The sequence below is a fragment of the Pseudomonas sp. P4_B3 genome (genome assembly GCF_056402295.1).
On record NZ_JBFUHR010000004.1, the window covers coordinates 162,972 to 182,883 of the forward strand.

17 protein-coding genes and 1 pseudogene are annotated in these 19,912 nt (G+C 56.2%); 7 read left to right on the top strand and 11 right to left on the bottom strand.

What is annotated here, in order from left to right:
• Window positions 1-29: 29 nt before the first annotated feature.
• Together AC1DWG_RS06175 and AC1DWG_RS06180 are read left to right on the top strand one after the other, a co-directional pair.
• Window positions 30-530: an Lrp/AsnC family transcriptional regulator gene (locus AC1DWG_RS06175; RefSeq protein ID WP_103393416.1), complete on the top strand. Its 501-nt coding sequence runs from the start codon at window positions 30-32 to the stop codon at window positions 528-530.
• Window positions 531-895: 365 nt separating this feature from the next.
• Window positions 896-3,022, top strand: a complete 2,127-nt coding sequence (locus AC1DWG_RS06180) for a TonB-dependent siderophore receptor (protein WP_477764299.1) — start codon at window positions 896-898, stop codon at window positions 3,020-3,022.
• 222 nt (window positions 3,023-3,244) lie between these two features.
• Here the strand turns inward: AC1DWG_RS06180 and cuyB are convergent, their stop codons facing one another.
• The gene (cuyB, locus tag AC1DWG_RS06185; RefSeq protein WP_477764298.1) at window positions 3,245-4,735 is read right to left on the bottom strand and encodes a cysteate racemase; all 1,491 of its coding nucleotides are present in this window, start codon (window positions 4,733-4,735) and stop codon (window positions 3,245-3,247) included.
• 10 nt (window positions 4,736-4,745) lie between these two features.
• On the bottom strand, window positions 4,746-6,032 hold the full coding sequence (locus AC1DWG_RS06190; protein ID WP_477764297.1) for a dicarboxylate/amino acid:cation symporter: 1,287 nt from the start codon (window positions 6,030-6,032) through the stop codon (window positions 4,746-4,748).
• 228 nt (window positions 6,033-6,260) lie between these two features.
• Between AC1DWG_RS06190 and AC1DWG_RS06195 the strand changes: the two genes are divergently transcribed.
• Entirely contained in the window at window positions 6,261-7,190 is a 930-nt protein-coding gene (locus AC1DWG_RS06195; protein ID WP_477787485.1) for a LysR substrate-binding domain-containing protein, read from the top strand.
• Window positions 7,191-7,764: 574 nt separating this feature from the next.
• Here AC1DWG_RS06195 and AC1DWG_RS06200 read toward each other — a convergent pair.
• Entirely contained in the window at window positions 7,765-8,184 is a 420-nt protein-coding gene (locus AC1DWG_RS06200) for a winged helix-turn-helix transcriptional regulator (protein ID WP_477764295.1), read from the bottom strand.
• Window positions 8,185-8,240: 56 nt separating this feature from the next.
• Here AC1DWG_RS06200 and AC1DWG_RS06205 point away from each other — a divergent pair, with 56 nt between their 5' ends.
• Window positions 8,241-8,648 carry a DoxX family protein gene (locus tag AC1DWG_RS06205; protein ID WP_477787486.1) on the top strand — a complete coding sequence of 136 codons (408 nt, stop codon included), beginning with the start codon at window positions 8,241-8,243 and terminating at the stop codon, window positions 8,646-8,648.
• A gap of 12 nt (window positions 8,649-8,660) precedes the next feature.
• A complete protein-coding gene (locus AC1DWG_RS06210) occupies window positions 8,661-9,404 on the top strand; it encodes an SDR family NAD(P)-dependent oxidoreductase (RefSeq protein ID WP_477764293.1) in 744 nt (247 codons plus the stop codon).
• Window positions 9,405-9,477: 73 nt separating this feature from the next.
• On the opposite strand, the gene AC1DWG_RS06215 is transcribed toward AC1DWG_RS06210, so the two are convergent.
• The 3 genes from AC1DWG_RS06215 to AC1DWG_RS06225 all read right to left on the bottom strand — a co-directional run bounded on the left by AC1DWG_RS06215 (window position 9,478) and on the right by AC1DWG_RS06225 (window position 12,890).
• Entirely contained in the window at window positions 9,478-10,677 is a 1,200-nt protein-coding gene (locus AC1DWG_RS06215) for an MFS transporter (protein ID WP_477764292.1), read from the bottom strand.
• 86 nt (window positions 10,678-10,763) lie between these two features.
• The gene (locus tag AC1DWG_RS06220; RefSeq protein WP_477764291.1) at window positions 10,764-11,786 is read right to left on the bottom strand and encodes an alpha/beta hydrolase; all 1,023 of its coding nucleotides are present in this window, start codon (window positions 11,784-11,786) and stop codon (window positions 10,764-10,766) included.
• 54 nt (window positions 11,787-11,840) lie between these two features.
• Window positions 11,841-12,890: an NAD(P)-dependent alcohol dehydrogenase gene (locus AC1DWG_RS06225; protein ID WP_477787487.1), complete on the bottom strand. Its 1,050-nt coding sequence runs from the start codon at window positions 12,888-12,890 to the stop codon at window positions 11,841-11,843.
• A 165-nt stretch (window positions 12,891-13,055) separates the two neighbouring features.
• Between AC1DWG_RS06225 and AC1DWG_RS06230 the strand changes: the two genes are divergently transcribed.
• Window positions 13,056-13,973 (top strand): AraC family transcriptional regulator, encoded by a 918-nt coding sequence (locus AC1DWG_RS06230; protein ID WP_477787488.1) that lies wholly within the window; start codon window positions 13,056-13,058, stop codon window positions 13,971-13,973.
• A gap of 42 nt (window positions 13,974-14,015) precedes the next feature.
• Window positions 14,016-14,162: pseudogene (locus tag AC1DWG_RS06235) on the top strand (KUP/HAK/KT family potassium transporter); the annotation flags it as partial.
• A gap of 376 nt (window positions 14,163-14,538) precedes the next feature.
• Here the strand turns inward: AC1DWG_RS06235 and AC1DWG_RS06240 are convergent.
• From AC1DWG_RS06240 to AC1DWG_RS06260, 5 genes are all read right to left on the bottom strand, one after another.
• The gene (locus AC1DWG_RS06240) at window positions 14,539-15,303 is read right to left on the bottom strand and encodes an ABC transporter ATP-binding protein (RefSeq protein WP_046031503.1); all 765 of its coding nucleotides are present in this window, start codon (window positions 15,301-15,303) and stop codon (window positions 14,539-14,541) included.
• A gap of 16 nt (window positions 15,304-15,319) precedes the next feature.
• On the bottom strand, window positions 15,320-16,030 hold the full coding sequence (locus tag AC1DWG_RS06245; RefSeq protein WP_477764288.1) for an ABC transporter permease: 711 nt from the start codon (window positions 16,028-16,030) through the stop codon (window positions 15,320-15,322).
• Window positions 16,027-16,755, bottom strand: coding sequence for an ABC transporter permease (locus AC1DWG_RS06250; protein WP_477787489.1), 729 nt, complete (start codon window positions 16,753-16,755; stop codon window positions 16,027-16,029). Before AC1DWG_RS06250 ends, AC1DWG_RS06245 begins: the two co-directional genes overlap by 4 nt.
• Before the next feature lie 55 nt (window positions 16,756-16,810).
• Window positions 16,811-17,593: a transporter substrate-binding domain-containing protein gene (locus tag AC1DWG_RS06255; RefSeq protein ID WP_477756848.1), complete on the bottom strand. Its 783-nt coding sequence runs from the start codon at window positions 17,591-17,593 to the stop codon at window positions 16,811-16,813.
• A 657-nt stretch (window positions 17,594-18,250) separates the two neighbouring features.
• Window positions 18,251-19,639, bottom strand: a complete 1,389-nt coding sequence (locus AC1DWG_RS06260; RefSeq protein WP_477764416.1) for a DUF1254 domain-containing protein — start codon at window positions 19,637-19,639, stop codon at window positions 18,251-18,253.
• Window positions 19,640-19,912: the final 273 nt, after the last annotated feature.

The following is a 19,912-nucleotide window of genomic DNA, read 5'->3' on the forward strand; positions in this document are numbered from 1 at the left end:
TTCGGGCGTTTTTACTCTGGAATGGCGTAATGCAGAAAAAATCATCCAAACGCATCAGTCTCGACGATACCGACTTGGCAATCCTTGCATTGCTGCAAGAAGATGCGAGTATTTCCAACGCTGAGCTCAGTGAGCGCTTGTCGTTAAGCCTGACACCTTGCTGGAGGCGGCGTAAGAGAATGGAGGAGGCGGGCGTGATCAAGGGGTATCAGGCGAACCTTGATCGACGAATGCTGGGGTTGGATATCATGGCGTTCGTGCACATCCGTTTTTCCACCCACGCCGATCACGCTCCCGACGCTTTCGAGGCGGTGATTGCGCAATTGCCTGAAGTGTTGTCCTGTCACAAGATCACCGGGGATGCCGATTACGTGCTGCAAGTGTTGGCAGAGGATCTYGATAGCTACAGTGACTTTATCGAGCAGGTGCTCAGGCGTCAGGTGGGCATTGCGTCCATCCAGTCCAGTCTGGCTTTACGCGAGGTCAAGACCAGTAGCCGTATCGCGATACCCAAATCGAGCAAGGAGTGAATGGGCAGGGGTTAGATCACCTTGTGAAACCCTGCCTTTGACGTAGCTCCGTTGTAATGAAGCCCGGAATAGCAAGGTGCTGACGAAGTGGAAAGCTGAGCACAGCTCTGCGACCGTTGAGTCCTGGCTGACCAAGTAATTCTGAAATGAGTACCAAAGGGCTCTTCGAGGGCCCTTTTTTACGTCATAGGGTCTTCAAGCGATGTGTTCTGGAATTGCTTGATTAGCGATTTGTGCAACCGTAGGTAGCGTTCAGAAAATACAAATGCGAATACGTATCAAAAGCTGATAATGCGGTATACCATACGCCTCGATTTGTTGGCACGTATGCCGTCCCATTTGGCTATTTTCTCAAGGTTTCCTAGATGCGTCGTACTCTGGTTTCTATCTGTGTGATTCATGCGTTTTCCGCTTCCTCCTGGGCAGAGGGCGCCACAACCGATAAAGCCAGTCTGGAGTTGCAAGCAACCGACATCGTTGGCACGGCTGACTTTGAAACCGCCCTGGGGCCCGTCGACGGGTACCGGGCGACGCGTTCATCCAGTGCAACGCGTACCGACACGTCGATCCACGAGACGCCTCAATCCATCAGTGTAGTGACCAAGGATGTCGTGGAAGACATCAGTGCCACCCGATTGCAGGACGCGCTCGATTACGCCGGTGGTGTGGGGCGGGCCAACAACTTTGGCGGCCAGGGCCTGACCACATTTACCGTGCGTGGATTTACCACCGGGGAGTTTTATCGCAACGGGTTCCCGATCAACCGTGGCTATCCGAACATGCCGGATGCGAACACCATCGAAAGGCTCGAAGTTCTGCGAGGGCCTGCGACCATGCTCTATGGCCGAGGCGATCCAGGTGGCACGTTCAACATCATCTCCAAACAACCTCTGGCCGAGCCCACTGTGACGCTGGGTAGCCAACTCGACGACCAGGGAATGCAACGCGGAACTCTGGATGCCTCCGGCCCGCTGGATGAAGAAGGCCGTTTGGCCTATCGCTTGAATGTGGTGGGAGAGGGCGGCGATACCTTCCGAGATCATGTCGAAACCGAACGATACGGCGTCACTCCGGTACTTGCCTGGCAGGTCGACGACGACACCAAGGTGATCTTCGAGGGGGATTTCATGCGCAACAATCACCCGCTGGATCGCGGCGTGACGCACTTTCCCAATCAAATCGGCATAGCCTCTCGCGACACCTTCTTCGGTGAAAAAGACGTTGGCAAACTGCACAACGACAACAACATGGCGCAGCTGCGTTTCGAGCACCTGATCAGTGATAACTGGACATTGGGCGGCGGTTTTCAATGGCTCGACGGCACCCTCGAGGGGAATGCGGTCGAAGCCAACGGTGTGGCCGCAGACGGGCGCACCCTGGGCCGTAACTTCAACTACCGCAAGCTGGAGTGGACGGACAAGGACACCCAACTCAACCTCACAGGACATTTCACCGCAGGCGGTTTCGATCACACCCTGCTGACCGGCGTCGAGTACGAGGATTACGACTACAAGTCGATCATCCAGCGCTCCAGCGGGGCCGTGAGTGCCTACCCGATCGATATCTTCAACCCGGTGTATGGCCAACCTCATCCAGCCTTGACCCGAACCCCGACCAACGACAAGGAAAACCTCAAGACCTACGCGGCATTCGTCCAGGATCAGGTGGCCTTGACCGAGCGTTTGAGAGTATTGGCCGGGGCCCGTTTCGAGCGCTTCGAGCATGATTACCAAACCTTTGTGCCGGGCGGCAGAAGCTGGGAGGCCAGCGACAATGCGGTGACCCCGCGCGTTGGGGTGACCTATGACCTCACCGACACCGTGGCGATCTATGCCGATACGGCTCGCTCGTTCAAGCCCAACACCGGTGCCAGTCGCCAGGGCGGTGGTTTCGAACCGGAAAAGGGCAAGTCGTATGAACTGGGTATCAAGTGGGAAGCGCTGGACAGTCAATTGAGTGTCGACGCGGCGATCTACCAGATCGAAAAGCGCAACGTACTCACCACCGATCCGGTGGACTCGACGTTCACTGTGGCGGCAGGCGAGGTGCGCAGCCGTGGTTTCGACCTGAACATCGCCGGCAACCTGACGCCGCAATGGCGGGTGATTGGCGGCTACGCCTATGTCGATGCCGAAGTGATCAAGGACAATGTCATCCAGTCCGGCACCCGACTGATGAATATTCCGCAGAACAGCTTCAGCCTGCTTAACGTCTACGAGTTCCAGGATGGTGCCCTCAAGGGACTAGGGCTTGGCACCGGTCTCAAGTACGTCGATGAGCGCGCAGGGCAGACCGCCAACACGGCGTTTTCGATGGGCAACTACACCGTTGTCGATCTACTGAGCTACTACAAGGTCAACGAAAAAATCCGACTGAATCTGGATGTGAAAAACCTGACGGACGAAGATTATGAGGAGGGGGCGTTCGGCAACGTTTACGCTTATCCAGGGGCGCCGAGAACGGTGCAGGTCGGTATTTCATATTCGTTGTAATTCGGTTGAATGGGCAGTTGCATGCTGTGAAAGCTCTGCACAGTTCCGCGACCGTTGAGTTCTGGCTGACCAAGTGATTTTGGTTTGAGTACAAAAAAGGCCCGATAAGGGCCTTTCTTTTTTATAGCAGCGTAGGGCATCTAGTTTGGTGGGAGTCAGGGTGCGCCTACGGACACCTTTCTGACGAAGCTCCGCTCCAATCAAACTATACCTGTTGCTTGATTAGTGACTGGAAGGCTTGACCGTATTTTCACGGGCAAGCTCAATGCACTTCAATGCCAAAATGGTTGTCGGGTCGACCAATGCAACCTCATGATTTTTGATCATGTAGGATTCGCTATGCTCAAGCACCAGAGGTAGCTCCGTACAACCCAGGATTAGCACATCAGCGCCCAGTTCACACAAGTGCTCTGCGGCGATCAAGAGCTGGTCTTTACAGATGCCGTCTGTGAAACCCGCTTTGATTCCGTGGTCTCCATAAATCGACTCCATCACCAACGCTTGGTATTCAATGCCAGGGGTGATGATTTGAAGTCCTGCTCGCCGGGCAGCCACGTGATAGACCTGACTTTTAATTGTGCCGGACGTCGCTAGCAGCCCTACGGTTTTGCCAGCACCGTATCGCTGAACGATAGCCTCAACCGTCTCAGTCAACATATTCACTATTGGTACACGCAGGTGCGCCTGGATGCGCTCAACAAATGCATGAGCTGTATTGCACGGAATCGCTATGGCATTGGCGCTGGCGCTTTCCAGTCGCTTGCACGTTGCGTACATCGCCATCGTCGGGTCGGTTTCGTCATACAGCAGGTTGGCTGTGCGATCGGGGATCTGGGGGTTTTGTTCGACCACCATTTTGATGTGTTCCTGATCGCGACCTGCCGGTGTGTGCGCAACAACCTTCCCCATGAAATCAACCGTTGCCGCTGGCCCAACACCACCCACTATCCCAAGCTTGAATGGCGGACGGGTCGACTGGCCTTTCTCCAAGGTGGCGAAAGTGGCATAAATCTCGTTGATATCCAGGACAGTCAAGCCACGCCGTTGAAGATCACCGCAGACCAACGAGAGCTCAGTCATGCCAGGCAGGATGATTGCGGCCCCCTGATCCTGAAGCGAAAGGCAGGCCTGATAGACACACTCCAGAGGTACACCGTCAAGGTAACCATCCTTGATGCCATTAACGCCATACATCGCATCCATCAACCCGGACTGCTCGTTATCATTTGGATAAACGAGCTTGAAGTCATTGCCGAAATAGCGCTCAAACAGCCCTGAGTGCCGAACATAGTCAGACGCGATGATTCCCAACGTACTGCCGCATTCAGCGACATGATCCACGTGCTTGCGTAACGCCTCCATCATATCCAGAACGGGTATGCCAATTTCCTCCTGGATTTCCTCACGAAAGGTGTGACTGGCAAAACAAGGCAGTAAAACTGCATTGACTTCGCTGGCCTCGAACGTCTGGCAAACCTGAAATACGTAGAACTTTCTGGAGGTCATGCTGGCACCCCGATCCAGGGGCATCAGGACGTCTTTGAAGGGGTGTTGCTCAAAGAGGAAGTGATAGCGACCTTGATCCTCCAGAACAGCTCTGGATTTCACCAGTTTGTAGAAAAGATCGCCGCCGGCCAGTGAGCCAAGCCCGCCGACGATACCTAGTTTGCGAGCAAACGATGACCCGCTGGACGGCTTCGATTTACGTTTCATGTTTAGGTTCTCACGCGGTGGCTACAGTATGAATTGGGAGCGGAGACTCAGTGCCGGGCGCGTCTTCAGCCTCTTCATGTGGTTCTGATTTGGCAACCACGGCCGTCGCGATGCTATTGCCAACCACGTTGGTGGCAGTCCTGGCCATATCAAGGAATTGGTCAATGCCAAGGATCAACAAGATGCCGGCTTCGGGGAGGTTGAACATGGGTAATGTCGCCGCCACCACAACCACCGATGCTCGAGCTACACCCGCCATGCCCTTGCTGGTGATCATCAGCGTCAGCAATATGAGCAGTTGCTGTGTGAAGCTCAGGTCGACGTTGTAGGCCTGAGCAATGAACATGATGGCGAACGCTTGATACATCATTGAACCATCAAGGTTGAATGAGTACCCCAACGGTAGAACGAAGCTGGATACGCGTTTCGGCGCACCAAATTTCTCCAGTGCCTCCATGGTTTTCGGATATGCGGACTCGCTACTGGCAGTGGAAAATGCCAACAGAACAGGTTCGCGGATCAGCTTGCCCAAGCTAAACACTGAGCGCCCCAGGAACAGGTAGCCGGCAGCGAACAACACGCACCACAGAATCACAATGCCCAGGTAGAACTCGGCAATCAGTTTTCCGTAATCGACTATCAAGCCAAGACCTTGAGTGGTGATCGCCGAGGCGATGGCTGCGAAAACGCCGATTGGCGCGAAGGCCATGACGAAGTCCGTGACCTTGAACATCACCTTGGCCAGCTCTTCGATGCCATCGACAATCGTTGTGTAACCCGCTCGCTTCACACCAGCGAGGGCAAACCCGAAGAACAACGAGAACACCACGATTTGCAGGATTTCGTTGTTGGCCATGGCTTCAGCAATGCTGCGGGGAAACACGTGACTGATGAAAACCTTGAGGCTGAAATCCCCGGTGTTCACCACCGGGCTCGCCGCATGCTGGACGACCTCCATGTTCAGTCCTGCGCCGGGTTGGAACAGGTTGACCAGGCCCATGCCGATTGCCAGCGAGATCACCGAAGCGGTGACGAACCAGGCCATGGCTCGCAGGCCTATGCGCCCAACGGAGCGGGAGTTTCCCATGCTGGCAATGCCGCCGACCAAGGTGGCGAACACCAGAGGCGCGATGATCATCTTGATCATGCGTAAAAATATGTCGGTGACCATCGAGAAGTAAGACGCGATCTCTTTGGCGCTTTGTTCGCTCCCTGCGAGGTGGTGGCAGGCCCAACCGACAAGCACGCCCAAGGCGATGCCAATTGCGATCCGACGCGGAAGTTTATTTTTCTTCACGGAGCTTTCCTCAAGTGGTTTTTTTGCTTTTTTACTTGGCAGGAGACAAGTGTCATTCGGTCGAAGCTCTGTGGCCTCGCTCCAACGTTTTCGATTCTAGGGTCGGGCCTGGAAGGGCGTGATGAGTAATCCCGATAGCCTCATGCGCTTTTGGAATAGTTTTCGAAACTGCTGCTTCGCCCTGACTGGTGCGCAGTAAACTGCTCAATCGGGACATGAGGTGTCGGTATGCAAATCAAATGGCTGGATGATCTTCTGGCGGTCGCGGAGTGGAAGAATTTTTCTCGGGCTGCGCAGGTTCGCTGTGTGACCCAGTCGGCTTTGTCGAGGCGTATAAAGTCACTTGAAGAATGGGTAGGTGCGGAGTTGGTGGATCGTGGCACCTATCCTGTCCAACTGACCTCTGCTGGCCGCACATTTTGTGAAGAAAGCCGCGAGGCATTGGCGGGGCTAATGAGGCTGCGCTCAAGCCTTCGCGAGGTAGAGCGGATGCCAGGGCGATCGATCCAGGTCACTGCCGGCCACAGTCTGTCGATGACATTCCTGCCGAAATGGCTGAAGCAGTTTCAGCAGCACAATGAGCAATTCAATGCGCGGGTCGTTGCCGCCAACATCCACGACGCGGTCATATCTCTGGAGGAGGGGAGTTGTGATCTGATGATCGTCTACCACCATCCCCTGGCACCCATACTTCTCGATTCGGAAAAGTTCGGGAGTTTGACCTTGGGTCATGACGCGTTTATTCCTGTGTGCGCACCTGACAGCGATGGGAATCCGCTGTATCCCTTACCGGGCACCTCCAGCAAAACAGTTCCTCACCTCGCTTATACAGCTACGACTTTTCTAGGTCGTGTTGCCGACATCGTCATAAAGAATGGCCCGACTGCATGCATGCTGGAGCGCTGCTACGAGGCGGATATGACAATGCTGCTGATGCGAATGGCAGTCGAGGGTTATGGGGTGGCATGGTTGCCACAAAGCGCTGTCATTGACGAGCTTCAACGAGGTCAGTTGGTGAAAGCGGGTGGTGATGAATGGAGCACGCGACTGGAGATACGCTCCTACTGCTCCATCACCAATGAGAACCCTACAATGCGCAGCTTATGGAAAACCCTCGAAGGCGCTTCCCGCGATCTCCATGGCAAAACAGCCAGTTGATCGAAGCTCGCAGGCGCGAAAAACATCCCTCAAGTATGGGTAATGACGTCTGCGCATCGGGTCATTCTGAAACGTCATCACCCGCTATTTTTTGGTTCTTCACGGAATCCCGGGGAACGCGTGCACCACCAAACAACGAGGTCGAGCGTTAGCTCGCCTCGCCTCGCGGTGCTGTTGCGGTGCACGCCCCCTCGTGAGACCGAACGTCAGGGGCAAGAGCCTTTGGTTACTTGGGGCCGGGCGGCGTTCCGCTCTTCCAAGTGACCCGCCGTAAGGGCGGAACCCTAAGTGGCCGTTACCGCAGCAATGAATATGTACACCAGGAAGAAAATGGTCGGCCGTCAGTTGCCATCGCTGGCAAGCCAGCTCCTACAGGTATCGGTGTTCCCCGGGATTGCGTGAAGAACCTATTTTTTGCGGGGGATGGCGCCGTATGTAGATATTGGGCCGGCCGCCAAATACAGTAGATTTGTGCGCATCGGGGTCAGGTCGACCGGGGCTGGTAACGCAGCTATTGGCGGCGATTAGTGGAGACCTGCTCGGGAGCGGTTAATCGGGTAACAACATTCAATGTCTAACTGCTTCTGGGTTTACGACCGCGCGAGCTTGGTTTCACCGGAACGCTTTTCCCATACTCGCTCCACCATAACGCGAGTGCTTCCATCGTTGGCCCGAGTGCACGGGCCTTTGCCGTCATCTCATATTCGACGCGCGGGGGCACTTGCGCGAAGACTGTTCGCGACACCAGGCCATCGTTTTCGAGTTCACGAAGTTGTGCCGTCAGCATGTGCTGGGTGATGCCGCTGATCGCCTTGCGAAGTTCTCCGAAGCGATAGATTCGCTGGTTCAACAACCACATGATTTCCAGCTTCCACTTGCCTGAGAGCAGCGCAAATGCACGGCGCATTTCCTCGTGCATATTGATCTGATCGTCATCAATAGTCTGGTTTTCCATACTAAGCACCACTTTTTCATCCTGCTTGTCGCTTTTCATATTAGGCGACATCTTTGACCTAAGTCGACGCATTAACGCTTGCTTAGGAAAACCCCATGATTGAAATCTACATTTATTGGATCAGTACGACACTGCTGTCGTTGTTGTATCTGGCCTCGGCGACTCTGTACCAGGTTAAAAGGGAATGGGTTCGTCAAGCACTCGCTGACCTCGGCTACCCCGCCAATCTGATGCCGATGCTCATTGCAGTGAAGATCCTGGCGGTGGTCGCCATTGTGTTGCGGATCAATGTGTCGCTTAGCGACCTGGCCTACGCCGGCATGCTTTATCACCTGCTGCTCTCAGCGTTTGCGCATATCAATGTCCGCAAGCCTGGTGGAGCCTTGCCGGCGGTTATTTGCCTCGTGTTGCTGATCGCTTCCTTCCTCACCCAAAACGCTGCTCGTGAATTGCAGTCACCCCACGGGCAAGTAACAACGGCACATTTAATAACCCCCACATAACTGGAGATCAACATGTCCCGACTCAATGGAAAAGTAGCCATCGTCACTGGCGCCGGTCGTGGTATAGGCCGCGCTACTGCCCAGCTGTTTGCAGGAGAGGGCGCGAAAGTAGCCGTTGTTTCACGGACGGCTGAAAATGTCGCGGGTGTCGTCGCTGAGATCCAGGCAGCGGGCGGCATCGCCCTCGGCGTAGTCTGTGATATCGCCGATCCAGATCAAATCAAAGGCGCCGTTGAACAGGTCGTTGCTGAATATGGCCGGATCGACATCCTGGTGAACAATGCCTTCGACCCCTGCGCCGTCTTCTCATCGGTTCTCGATCTGTCAGCCGAGCAATTGCAACGCAATCTGGAAATGGGGCCGATTGCCTATCTGCGGACGATGCAAGCCTGCTACCCACACCTTAAAGCCAGCGGGGAGGGTAGAGTCATCAACTTTGCATCGTTGGCCGGTGTCATCGGCTTGCAGGGTTATGCCCCTTACAACATGGCAAAGGAGGCGGTGCGTGCCTTGACTCGCTCGGCGGCAAGGGAGTGGGGCGCAGACAAGATCACGGTGAACAATGTCATGCCGGTTGCGGACACTTGGGGGGCTGCTGCCAATGCGCCCGCACCCACCAACGCACTTGGCCGTTATGGATCACCCGAAGAGGACATTGCGCCGGTCGTGCTGTTCCTTGCCAGCAAGGATGCGCAGTTCCTGACGGGTTACAGTCTTACCCCTGACGGTGGCCAAATCATCGACAGCGCACGCTGACGGTCACGTCCAGTTTCCGAGCGCATGCTCAACCGAAACCACAAGACATGCCTTGGCGTGTCTTGCGGTTATTTCAAGCAATGCTGACCGATGCAACAGGCTCCCGCGATGCTGCGCGTGCAGCCAGGAAGGCAAGAACGGCCGCCACACCTAGCAAAGTGGCGCTCAATTCGAAGGTCGCTTGATAGCCGCTCGAGTCGAAGACCAGCCCGCCAACGGTTGCGCCAGACGCAATAGCGAGTTGGATGATCGCCACCATTAAACCGCCTCCCGCTTCAGCAGCGTCTGGCAACGTTCTCGCCAGCCATGTCCACCATCCCACGGGCGCTGCAGTCGCAACCAGTCCCCATGCGCCAAGCAAGACGGTCGTGGTGGTCGCCGAGCTACCGAATGAAACAAGCGCCAGTGCAATCATCGCCATGAAGATCGGGATGACGATGAGGGTTCGATGCAGGCCATTTTTCAAGAACGCTTCAATCAGGAAGGTTCCGGCAAGTCCCGCCAGGCCCAGAACGAGCAACATAAAAGACAGCATGGAGACACTGACGTGCGTGACCGTTTCAAGGAATGGGCGCAAATAGGTAAACAGCATGAACTGGCCCATGAAAAACACACTGACCGCGACCATGCCTAGCGCGACCGGTACGCTTTTCATCAATCTGAAGACGTTTCCAGTGCCTGAACCGCTTTGCGATTTCATCGGTGGAAGGCTTACAGACAGCCATACACAAGCGACTATCGCGACTGGGATGACGCACAAGAATGCACCGCGCCAGCCAATCAAGGCGCCGAGAAAACTGCCCAATGGTGCTGCAATCACAGTCGCCAAAGCGTTGCCGCCGTTGACGATTGCCATGGCACGTGTGACTTGGTCGTCAGGCACCAGGCGCATGGCGGTTGCCGCCGACAATGACCAGAAGCCACCTATCGCAATACCGATCAGCGCGCGGCCGATCATGAACACCCAGTAGTTCGGGGCGAACGCGACCACTGTTCCAGAAAGGATCATCAACAGCGTCAGTGAAAGAAGCAGCGGTTTGCGGTCGACCCGCGCCGCCACCAGCGGGATAAGAAGGCTGGTGAATAAGGCAAACAGCCCCGAAACGGAAATACCCTGACCGGCTTGTCCTTCGGTGATATGCAGATCGGCGGCAATCGGTGTCAGAAGGCTGACGGGCATGAATTCCGATGCTACCAGCACGAAGGCGGCGAGCGACATGGCGAATACGGCACCCCATGATTTATGGGGCACTGGGGTGGTGTGATCAGTCATTGTTTGAATCCTGTATTGCGCGAAGCGTCGTAGCCCCGAGGACGAGGCTACGAGAGAAGCGATGCCCGGCCAGGGCACCGAACGGGCTACTTAAGGTTGCTTTTGAAGAACGTGGTCAACTTGGCGAATGGAATGAGGTTGACCCGGTCGTAGAGATCGACGTGGTTGGCGCCCGGAACGATGACCAGTTCTTTAGGTTCCGCTGCACGCTTGTAGGCATCTTCACTGTATTCACGAGAATGAGCCTCGACGCCCGTGATAAAGAGAAGTGGACGTGGCGAAATAGTCTCGATGTCTTCGAACGGGTAGAAATTGTAGAACTTCGCATTGGTGGTCAGTGTCGGCATGGTGGACGTCTGCGGCGATGCGCCGGCAGGGGTGACTTCACCGCGAGGAGTGCGATAGAAATCAAAAAACTCATCGCCTATCGCATTGCCTGTGAGCTTCAACGGGGCACCGGCGGTGTACTGGGTAGCGCCGCCAGTGAATTCCACATAGCGTTGTTCTGCAGCTTCGGCGAGTGCCGTGCGTTTCTGCTCTGGGGTCGTCGAATGACCCAAACCTTTGCGATAGAGGTCGCCGTGGTTGTACATGCTGACTGTTGCGATTGCCTTCAGTCGAGGGTCGATCTTGGCCGCGCTGATGACGAAGGCGCCGCTGCCGCAAATGCCGATGATGCCGATGCGCTCACGGTTAACGAAAGGCCGTGTGCCCAGGAAATCCACCGCCGCGCTGAAGTCCTCGGCGTATATGTCCGGCGACACGGCTTGACGGGGCTGCCCCTCGCTTTCACCCCAGAACGAAAGATCAATCGCCAATGTCACGAAACCTTGCTCGGCGAGCTTCTGGGCATACAGGTTGGAGCTCTGTTCTTTCACCGCGCCCATTGGGTGCCCTACGATGATCGCGGGGTTCTTGATCTTGGGATCCACTCCTTTAGGAATGTAGAGGTTCCCTACAACGTTCATCTTGTATTGGTTTTTAAAGGTGACCTTTTCTGCGATGACCTTCTCGCTTTTGTAGAAGTTGTCAGCACCGTTAGACATGTCAGCTCCCATTGATGAGAAAGAGGCGATAAACAGCCCCAGGGCAAGAAAGAGTCTGTTCATTCGATATTCCTTACTTTTGGATGGTGTCCATTTGCGTTCTTGAATCTGAGGCGCTCAATCAACCAATGTGGAGTTGTCGATCACAAAGCGGTACTTGACGTCGCCCTTGAGCATCCGCTCATAGGACTCATTGATCTGATCGGCCCGCACCAGTTCGATATCGGAGACGATGCCGTGCTCGGCGCAGAAATCGAGCATCTCCTGTGTTTCGGGGATACCACCAATCATCGAGCCGGCAATCGTTCGGCGTTTCATGATCAGGTTGAATACGTTCGGCGATGGATGTGGTGAGGCGGGCGCACCGACCAGAGTCAGTGCCCCATCACGCTTGAGCAGCACCAGAAACGCATCGAGACCGTGGGGGGCTGCGACGGTGTTGAGAATGAAGTCGAAACTCTTGGTATGTGCAGCCATTTCTTCAGCGTTGCGCGATACGACGACCTCATCGGCGCCTAACGCCTTTGCCGCCTCGCGCTTGGATTCAGAGGTGGTGAACGCCACGACGTGGGCGCCCATCGCATGAGCCAGCTTGATGCCCATGTGGCCCAGGCCACCGATGCCGACCACGCCTATTTTCTTGCCTGGGCCGGCGTTCCAGTGGCGCAGAGGGGAGTAGGTAGTGATGCCCGCGCACAGCAGCGGAGCGACGGCAGCCAGTTGTGCCTCGGGATGGCGGATGCGCAACACGTAGCGCTCATGCACCACGATGTTTTGCGAGTAGCCGCCCAGCGTCCAGCCGGGTGCGTCCGGTGTCGGAAAGTTGTAGGTGCCGACCATTGCGTCGCAGTAGTTTTCCAGGCCTGTCTCACAGTCATCACAGTGTTTACAGCTGTCGACGACGCAGCCGACACCGACCAGATCGCCGACTTTGAAATCCGCGACATGCGCGCCCACCGCCGATACACGGCCGACAATTTCGTGACCCGGTACGCAGGGAAATTGCGTGCCTGCCCACTCGGCGCGCACTTGGTGCAAATCTGAATGGCAGATGCCACAGAAGGCGATATCGATCTGAACATCATGGGCTGCAGGCGTTCGGCGGCTGATCTGCATTGGCTCAAGGGGTTTGTCGCCCGCGTGAGCACCGTAGGCTTTGACAAGCATGGGAGCATCCTCGATGGGTTTGTCGGATGAACATTCTCCCACTCTGGCCAGACCCTCTGTAGTGCATTGCGCTGGATTACTTGCCTGATTCTATGAGTCTCTTTTTTTTTGCAGGACGGTCGTGAGTTGGCGAGTTAGAGTTCAGGGAAGAGGTACAAGACGAATATGACGAACAAACCCGACACCGCTCCTCAACAGTTATCGCCACAAGAAGCGCTTGCGCAGATCATCGGCGCGCAGATCTCCAAACCAGGTGATTACGCAACGCCCATTGCAGGCCTCGGCTTTTTCAGGCGCGAACATCCAGCACCGCCCATCGTTTGCATGGTCGAGCCAAGCATCATCCTTGTCGCCCGAGGTGACAAACAGCTCTGGGTAGGTGGCGAGGGCTACCCCTACGACACATCGCGGTTTCTGATCACCTCATTGGATTTGCCTGCCAATTCAGAAGTGCTGACGGCAAGCCCGGAACAACCATGCCTGGGGCTGACCTTGAAACTCGATCTGCGCATGCTGGCTGAGCTGATAGCGCAAAGTGACCTGCCGCCAACCCGTGATCGATCAGTTGCAAAGGGGGTAGGAATTGGCTCAGTGACCCCAGCGATGCTGGCCTCATTCGAGCGTTTATTGGCCCTGCTCGATGAGCCGGAGTCCATCCCTGTTCTTGCCCCCTTGATTCAGCGCGAGATTCACTACCGTCTCCTGCAGAGTGATCAGGCGAGCCGGCTTCGACAAATAACGTCTGTCGATGGCCAGGGTTATCGGATCGCGAAAGCCATCGATTGGTTGAAGTTGAATTACACCTTGGCGCTTCGCATTGATGAGCTTGCAGCCCGTGTGCAGATGAGCACTCCGACCTTTCACCACCACTTCCGCCAACTCACCGCAATGAGCCCCTTGCAGTACCAAAAATGGCTGCGACTGAATGAAGCAAGACGGTTGATGCTCAATGAACACCAGGACGTATCCAGCGCCGCTTTCAAGGTCGGCTATGAAAGCCCATCCCAGTTCAGCCGCGAATACAGCCGTCTGTTTGGCGTCCCCCCCAAGAGGGATATTGCGGTGTTGCGAGGGCAGGGGTAGCAACTGTTCATTCTCCGCGCCAACCACCAGGGTGAAGGCGGGATCATCGCTTCTCAAGCGGTGATTTCCGGTGCTTTCTCCCTGACTCGCCAAGCCATTCAGTTGGGTTATATCCCGCGCATGTTTATCCAGCACACATCGAGTCAGGAGCAAGGGCAGATTTACATCGGCACGGTTAACTGGGGAGTCGATTTCCGCCTGTTTGTTGCACTGGGTGTTCTCGACGTTGAGCGTGGGCGTTTTGAGGGTTGAGCCAGCGCCTTCGAGCGACCCTGCGGTTGCTCGAAGGCGCTCTAGGGGGCGTTCTCCATTAGTTTCCCTACCGCGTTGTCGCCTTAAAGCTGGCCAGGCAAGGCGTAGGCCGCTGGGAATGGTTGTTCCCTTTCCAAGGCCTGCAACGCAGCATGGCCAGCTTTAAGGCACAACCCGAAGGGCCGGGCCTGCTGTTGTGCAGGGCTGTGTTGCTCGAAGCTGATTTGGAATGACCAAACTGCGCTTCTCGCGCCTTGCCCTGCACAACAGCAGACCCGGCGCGGTAGGGAAACTAATTGAGAGCGCCCCCTAGTTACTTCAGGTTGCCGCTGAGGAACTGCTGCAGACGCTCACTTTTAGGGTTACCCAATACGTCCTCGGGCGCACCCTGCTCTTCGACCCGCCCCTGGTGCAGGAACAGCACCTGGTTCGACACTTTGCGCGCAAAGCTCATTTCGTGGGTCACCATGATCATGGTGCGGCCTTCTTCGGCCAGCCCCTGGATCACCTTGAGCACTTCTCCCACCAGTTCCGGGTCCAGGGCCGAAGTCGGCTCGTCGAACAGCATGATCTCCGGTTCCATGCTCAGGGCACGGGCAATGGCGACCCGTTGCTGCTGACCACCCGAGAGAAACGCCGGGTATTGATCGGCCACCCGTGCCGGCAAACCGACCTTGTCCAGGTAGCGCCGGGCGCGATCCTCTGCGTCCTTCTTGCTGACGCCCAGCACCCGGCGTGGGGCCATGGTGATGTTCTCGAGCACGGTCATGTGGCTCCACAGGTTGAAGTGCTGGAACACCATCGCCAGGCGGGTGCGGATGCGTTGCAGTTCATTGGCGTCGGCCACGCGCATGCCGTGGCGGTCATGGACCATTTGAATCGGCTGGTTGTCCAGGCTCATGGCGCCGTCATTGGGCGTTTCCAGGAAGTTGATGCAACGCAGAAAGGTGCTCTTGCCCGAACCACTGGCGCCAATCAGGCTGATCACATCGCCGGTCTTGGCGTTTAGCGAAACGCCCTTGAGGACTTCATGGTTGCCATAACTTTTGTGCAGGTTTTCAACGGTCAGTTTGTACATGAACAAGCATCCTGAATTAGTGAGCCGGGCCGAGGAAAGACAACCAACGGCGTTCAGCCAGGCGGAACAGGCCGACCAGAGAGAAAGTGACCGCCAGGTAGATCAACGCGGCGATGCCGAACGACTGGAAGGTCAGGAAGGTCGCCGAGTTGGCGTCCCGCGCAACTTTCAGAATGTCCGGGATGGTCGCGGTGAAGGCCACGGTGGTCGAGTGCAGCATCAGGATCACTTCGTTGCTGTAGTACGGCAACGAGCGACGCAAGGCCGACGGCATGATCACGTAGGCATACAGCCTCCAGCCTGTCAGTCCGTAAGCCTTGGCCGCTTCGACTTCACCGTGGGCCATGCTGCGGATTGCCCCGGCGAAAATCTCCGTGGTGTAGGCGCAGGTGTTCAGGGCGAACGCCAGGATGGTGCAGTTCATCGCATCGCGAAAGAACGCATCCAGCACGGGCTGAGCACGCACCGCGGCCAGGCTGTAAATGCCGGTGTAACAAATCAGCAATTGGATATACAGCGGCGTACCGCGGAACAGGTAGGTGTAGAACTGCACCGGCCAGCGCACCCAGACATTGGTCGAGACCCGGGCAATCGACAGCGGGATCGACATCACGAAGCCGAAGAAGATCGAGGCACTGAGCAGCCAGAGGGTCATGGCCAGCCCGGTGATGTGATTGCCGTCCTGGAACAGGAAAGGTTTCCAGTATTCCTGCAGTAGCTCGATCATCGCACGGCCTCCCGGGTGCCTGCGGCGTAGAAGATTTCCATCCGGCGCAAGGCGTAGTTCGAAACGATGGTGATCACCAGATAGATCAAGGCGGCCAGAATCAGGAAGAAGAACAGCTGATAGGAGCTCTTGCCCGCGTCCTGGGCCACCTTGACCAGATCGGCCAGGCCAATGATCGACACCAGCGCGGTGGCCTTGAGGATCACCATCCAGTTATTACCGATGCCCGGCAGGGCAAAACGCATCATTTGCGGGAACACCACCAGGCGAAAGCGCTGAGCGCGGGTCAGGCCGTAGGCGGTAGCCGCTTCCATCTGCCCTCGCGGTACGGCGAGGATGGCGCCACGGAAGGTTTCGGTGAAATAAGCCCCGTAGATGAAGCCCAGGGTAATGACCCCGGCGCTAAAGGGATTGATTTCGATGTATTCCCATTCCATGAAATCGGTCAACGAGGTCAGCCAGGTTTGCAGGCTGTAGAATATCAGCAGCATCAGCACCAGGTCCGGCACCCCGCGGATCAGTGTGGTGTAGGCCTGCGCAGGGACGCGCAGCAGTGCCGATTTCGAAAGCTTGGCGCTGGCGCCGATCAGGCCCAGGCCAACGCTCACCAGCAAGCACAGAAAGGATAATTTGACAGTCATCCAGGAGCCTTGCAGCAACAGCGGGCCGAAGCCCTTAAGGCTGAAGCCTGACAGCCCCAGAATCATCAAGAGGTTTTCTAGCATTGGGCAGCCCTACGTCAATCAAAAAAGTGCCCATCCGGAAATGGGCGCAGGGTCATTATTTGCCGCTGTAGAGATTCAGATCGCCAAAGTGCTTCTGCTGGACGGCCGCATAGGTGCCATTGTCGTGCAGTGCCTGGATACCTTTGTTCAGCAAGGCCTGGAGCTCGGCGTTGCCTTTGGTCAGGCCCACGGCGGTTTTGGCTGGCAGTAGCGGGCTTTCGACCGGCTCGCTGACCTGGAAGTCAGCGCCTGGTGGCGACTTCAGGAAGCCCAGTTCGGCTTGCAGCATGTCCTGGATTGAGGCATCGAGGCGTCCGGAGATCAGGTCAGCGTACACCTGATCCTGGTTGGCGTAGGCCTGGGTCTCTACCCCGGCCTTGTCCAGCACGGCCTTGGCGTAGGCTTCCTGGATGGTGCCTTGCTCGTAGCCGACTTTCTTGCCCTTGAGGGAGGCCGGATCGGTGCCGATGGCCGCGCCTTTCTTGAATACCAGTGCGGTCGGGCCAGAGAACAGCTCGTTTGAGAAATCGATAACTTTCTCACGTGCTGGCGTGGCGGTCATGGAAGAGATCACGCCGTCGAACTTGTTGGCCTTGAGGCCGGGAATCATGCCGTCGAAGTCGCTTTCGACCCACTTGCACTTGACCTTCAGCTCTGCGCAGATCGCGTTACCCAGATCGATATCGAAGCCCACCAGGCTGCCATCGGCGGCCTTGGATTCGAACGGCGCATAAGAGGGGTCGACGCCAAAGCGCAACTCCTTGTACTCCTTGGCCAACGCAGAACCGGCAGCCACACACAAAGCCAATGCAGAAAGGGTGAGAAATGCTTTTTTCATTATTTTATTCCCTGGGACCATCGAAAGCGCTTGTGACGCAAGAGCACGGGTACTGCTTGGCAACATGTCTTATGCACACGCAGATACTTGTACAGACAAGCATATGCAATCACCCGGCCAATTCGCGGATTGGGCGTCTGAGAAAGCGCGTACAGCGCTCTGGGATGGGCTTTTCAGGCAGGTTAGCGCAGGGGGGAGGCAGCCTGCGAGGCTGTTACCAAAGCAGGTTTTTACACACGATTGGGGTATGCGGTAACAAAGTGTGAGATTGAGGACGCCGGCTTTCCTGGCTCGATCCTTGATGCTCCAGCAGCATCGACGGTCAGAACGACGGAGTGTCATCGTAGGCATTGAGTGGTCATGTGTACGACGAGTTCGACCCGGGGAACATTGTTGTTCTCTGTTGGACGGTGGAAGAATTTACACGGTGCGTTAAGAGCATCGTGAACAGGCTGTGCTCACACCGTCCCCCTCTTGAGGAGGGGTATCCACCCAATTGCGTTGAATCGCGGCATGCGGAGTGCCGTGCAAATAACGCCAAAACAACAAGGTATACGGTTTGCGGCCACCGCCGGCCTTTGGGTAATCACAGTGGACGTAACGCCCCGGTTCAGCGGCGACGCGCCAGCGTCGTCCGCTGCACCGGTCGTCAGGTGCTCAATTGATTTTAACGATCTCGGGCGGACTCCACGTGCCTTTGCCAGGAGGCAGTACGGAAGGGGTTTCCGTCTTCGGCCAATACAGGCGCATCACCATGTAGATCAGATCATTCGGTGCGGGCAGCCAGTTGCCTTCCTTGTCCGCGCCGGGTGAGTCCTTCTGGACGTAGAGCGTCAACGAGCCGTCTGCATTCTTCTTCATGTCGGGTAGCATCGGCGAGTTGATGAGGTAGCGATTGATCGGATTCTTGATCAGCAGTTGCGACTTGCCGTCGTACATGGTCACCGACCAGAAGGCGTTGACCGGCGGGAGCTGTCCAGCGGGAAAGGTGATGGTGTAGTTGTGCTTGCTGCCGTCAAGCGGCTTACCATCGGACAGGACCTTGGCCATCGGATACGTCGCCTCTTCGGCGTCGTTGGCATAGATGCCCGCTTGTGCGATGGCGGCACGCTTTAGCCAATCACCATTGTAGAACGCGGCATCACCGCCGGAACTCACGATGTTCCAGCCATTGACCTGCGTGCCGAGATGATTGACTGCATTCTGGACCTTCGTATGCCCAGCCTGCATGCCCTCAACCACTGCGGCCTTTTGCTCGGCGGAGAGTTCCTGGAAGTTGAAGTCCTTGCCGGCGCCAATGCCCATACGGGCCAGCCTCGCGCGGATCGCCACTTCATCCGGTGTGGCCGGGGCAAACTGCAACGCAAAGCCCAGATACTTGAAGAAGTCGGTCTTCACGAGGTCCTTGTCGAACTTCGGAAAGTTGATCGCCGGCGCGGCAGGCGGCGCGGGCTGCTTGAGATAAGCCGATAACGGCTGGGCCGCATAACCGGACTGGATCTTTTCGACGTTTGGCATGTCCGCCGGATTGAAGAGCTGGGTGCGAAAGATCACGAAGAGGAGTTGTGTACTGGAACGAAACACCTTCTTGATTCCTGGCGGGGTCACACCCTTCCAGTCTGGGCCGACCACCAGGTAATCGCCGGCTTCGCTGCCGGTGGTGCGGCTGCCGATGTAACCGAAGTTGTTGGTGCTGTTATCAATTAGCTGCACCGAGTAGTACCGCGGTTTCTCCACCGTCGGCACCGACAGCACGATCGGCTCGCTACGCAGATCCATAAACATCAAGGAATACGGTGTGTCGCTGTTCGGCGAGACGATGGCCGTGTCCTTGTAGCTAAAGACATTGTGCATGCTGTGAATGTGGTTGAACGGCGCCTTGTACTGGCCGGAGCTCTTGTCCACGGCATAGTCGTACATGGTCGCGTAGTTCATCACGATGGGCAGACCGTAGATGTAGCCTTCCTCGGCGATGGCTTTCGTTTCGGCGGGAGTGATGTCCGCTGCTTGGGCGTGCGTAAATCCAAAGGACGCGAGCAATACCATCGCACAGCCAAATGTTCTCGGTAGTGTGGTTATCATGAACCTGAAACTCCATTTTTCGCATTAGATGATTGAGTCGGCCAGCTAACTGCTAATCAGGCGATATTCAATGTCGCCTTTACTCACGACTTGATATCTCATAACGCTCCTTGTCTTGCTGTAAGGCTATGTTTTTCTTGATGTTTGTCGACGCGAGCGCGACACTGATCGAGGAGAAACACGACGGATGGCAAGCACAGACTGCTCGGTCAGTATAAGCAGCAAATCAAACAACGC

Bases quoted from the DNA above. Each gene is read 5' to 3' on its own strand.
- AC1DWG_RS06255 (WP_477756848.1), bottom strand. From the start codon at position 17,593: ATGAAAAAAGCATTTCTCACCCTTTCTGCATTGGCTTTGTGTGTGGCT.
- AC1DWG_RS06180 (WP_477764299.1), top strand. From the start codon at position 896: ATGCGTCGTACTCTGGTTTCTATCTGTGTGATTCATGCGTTTTCCGCT.
- AC1DWG_RS06250 (WP_477787489.1), bottom strand. From the start codon at position 16,755: ATGCTAGAAAACCTCTTGATGATTCTGGGGCTGTCAGGCTTCAGCCTT.
- AC1DWG_RS06210 (WP_477764293.1), top strand. From the start codon at position 8,661: ATGTCCCGACTCAATGGAAAAGTAGCCATCGTCACTGGCGCCGGTCGT.
- AC1DWG_RS06260 (WP_477764416.1), bottom strand. From the start codon at position 19,639: ATGGTATTGCTCGCGTCCTTTGGATTTACGCACGCCCAAGCAGCGGAC.
- AC1DWG_RS06240 (WP_046031503.1), bottom strand. From the start codon at position 15,303: ATGTACAAACTGACCGTTGAAAACCTGCACAAAAGTTATGGCAACCAT.
- cuyB (WP_477764298.1), bottom strand. From the start codon at position 4,735: ATGAAACGTAAATCGAAGCCGTCCAGCGGGTCATCGTTTGCTCGCAAA.
- AC1DWG_RS06225 (WP_477787487.1), bottom strand. From the start codon at position 12,890: ATGCTTGTCAAAGCCTACGGTGCTCACGCGGGCGACAAACCCCTTGAG.
- AC1DWG_RS06200 (WP_477764295.1), bottom strand. From the start codon at position 8,184: ATGAAAAGCGACAAGCAGGATGAAAAAGTGGTGCTTAGTATGGAAAAC.
- AC1DWG_RS06205 (WP_477787486.1), top strand. From the start codon at position 8,241: ATGATTGAAATCTACATTTATTGGATCAGTACGACACTGCTGTCGTTG.
- AC1DWG_RS06220 (WP_477764291.1), bottom strand. From the start codon at position 11,786: ATGAACAGACTCTTTCTTGCCCTGGGGCTGTTTATCGCCTCTTTCTCA.
- AC1DWG_RS06245 (WP_477764288.1), bottom strand. From the start codon at position 16,030: ATGATCGAGCTACTGCAGGAATACTGGAAACCTTTCCTGTTCCAGGAC.
- AC1DWG_RS06215 (WP_477764292.1), bottom strand. From the start codon at position 10,677: ATGACTGATCACACCACCCCAGTGCCCCATAAATCATGGGGTGCCGTA.
- AC1DWG_RS06230 (WP_477787488.1), top strand. From the start codon at position 13,056: ATGACGAACAAACCCGACACCGCTCCTCAACAGTTATCGCCACAAGAA.
- AC1DWG_RS06195 (WP_477787485.1), top strand. From the start codon at position 6,261: ATGCAAATCAAATGGCTGGATGATCTTCTGGCGGTCGCGGAGTGGAAG.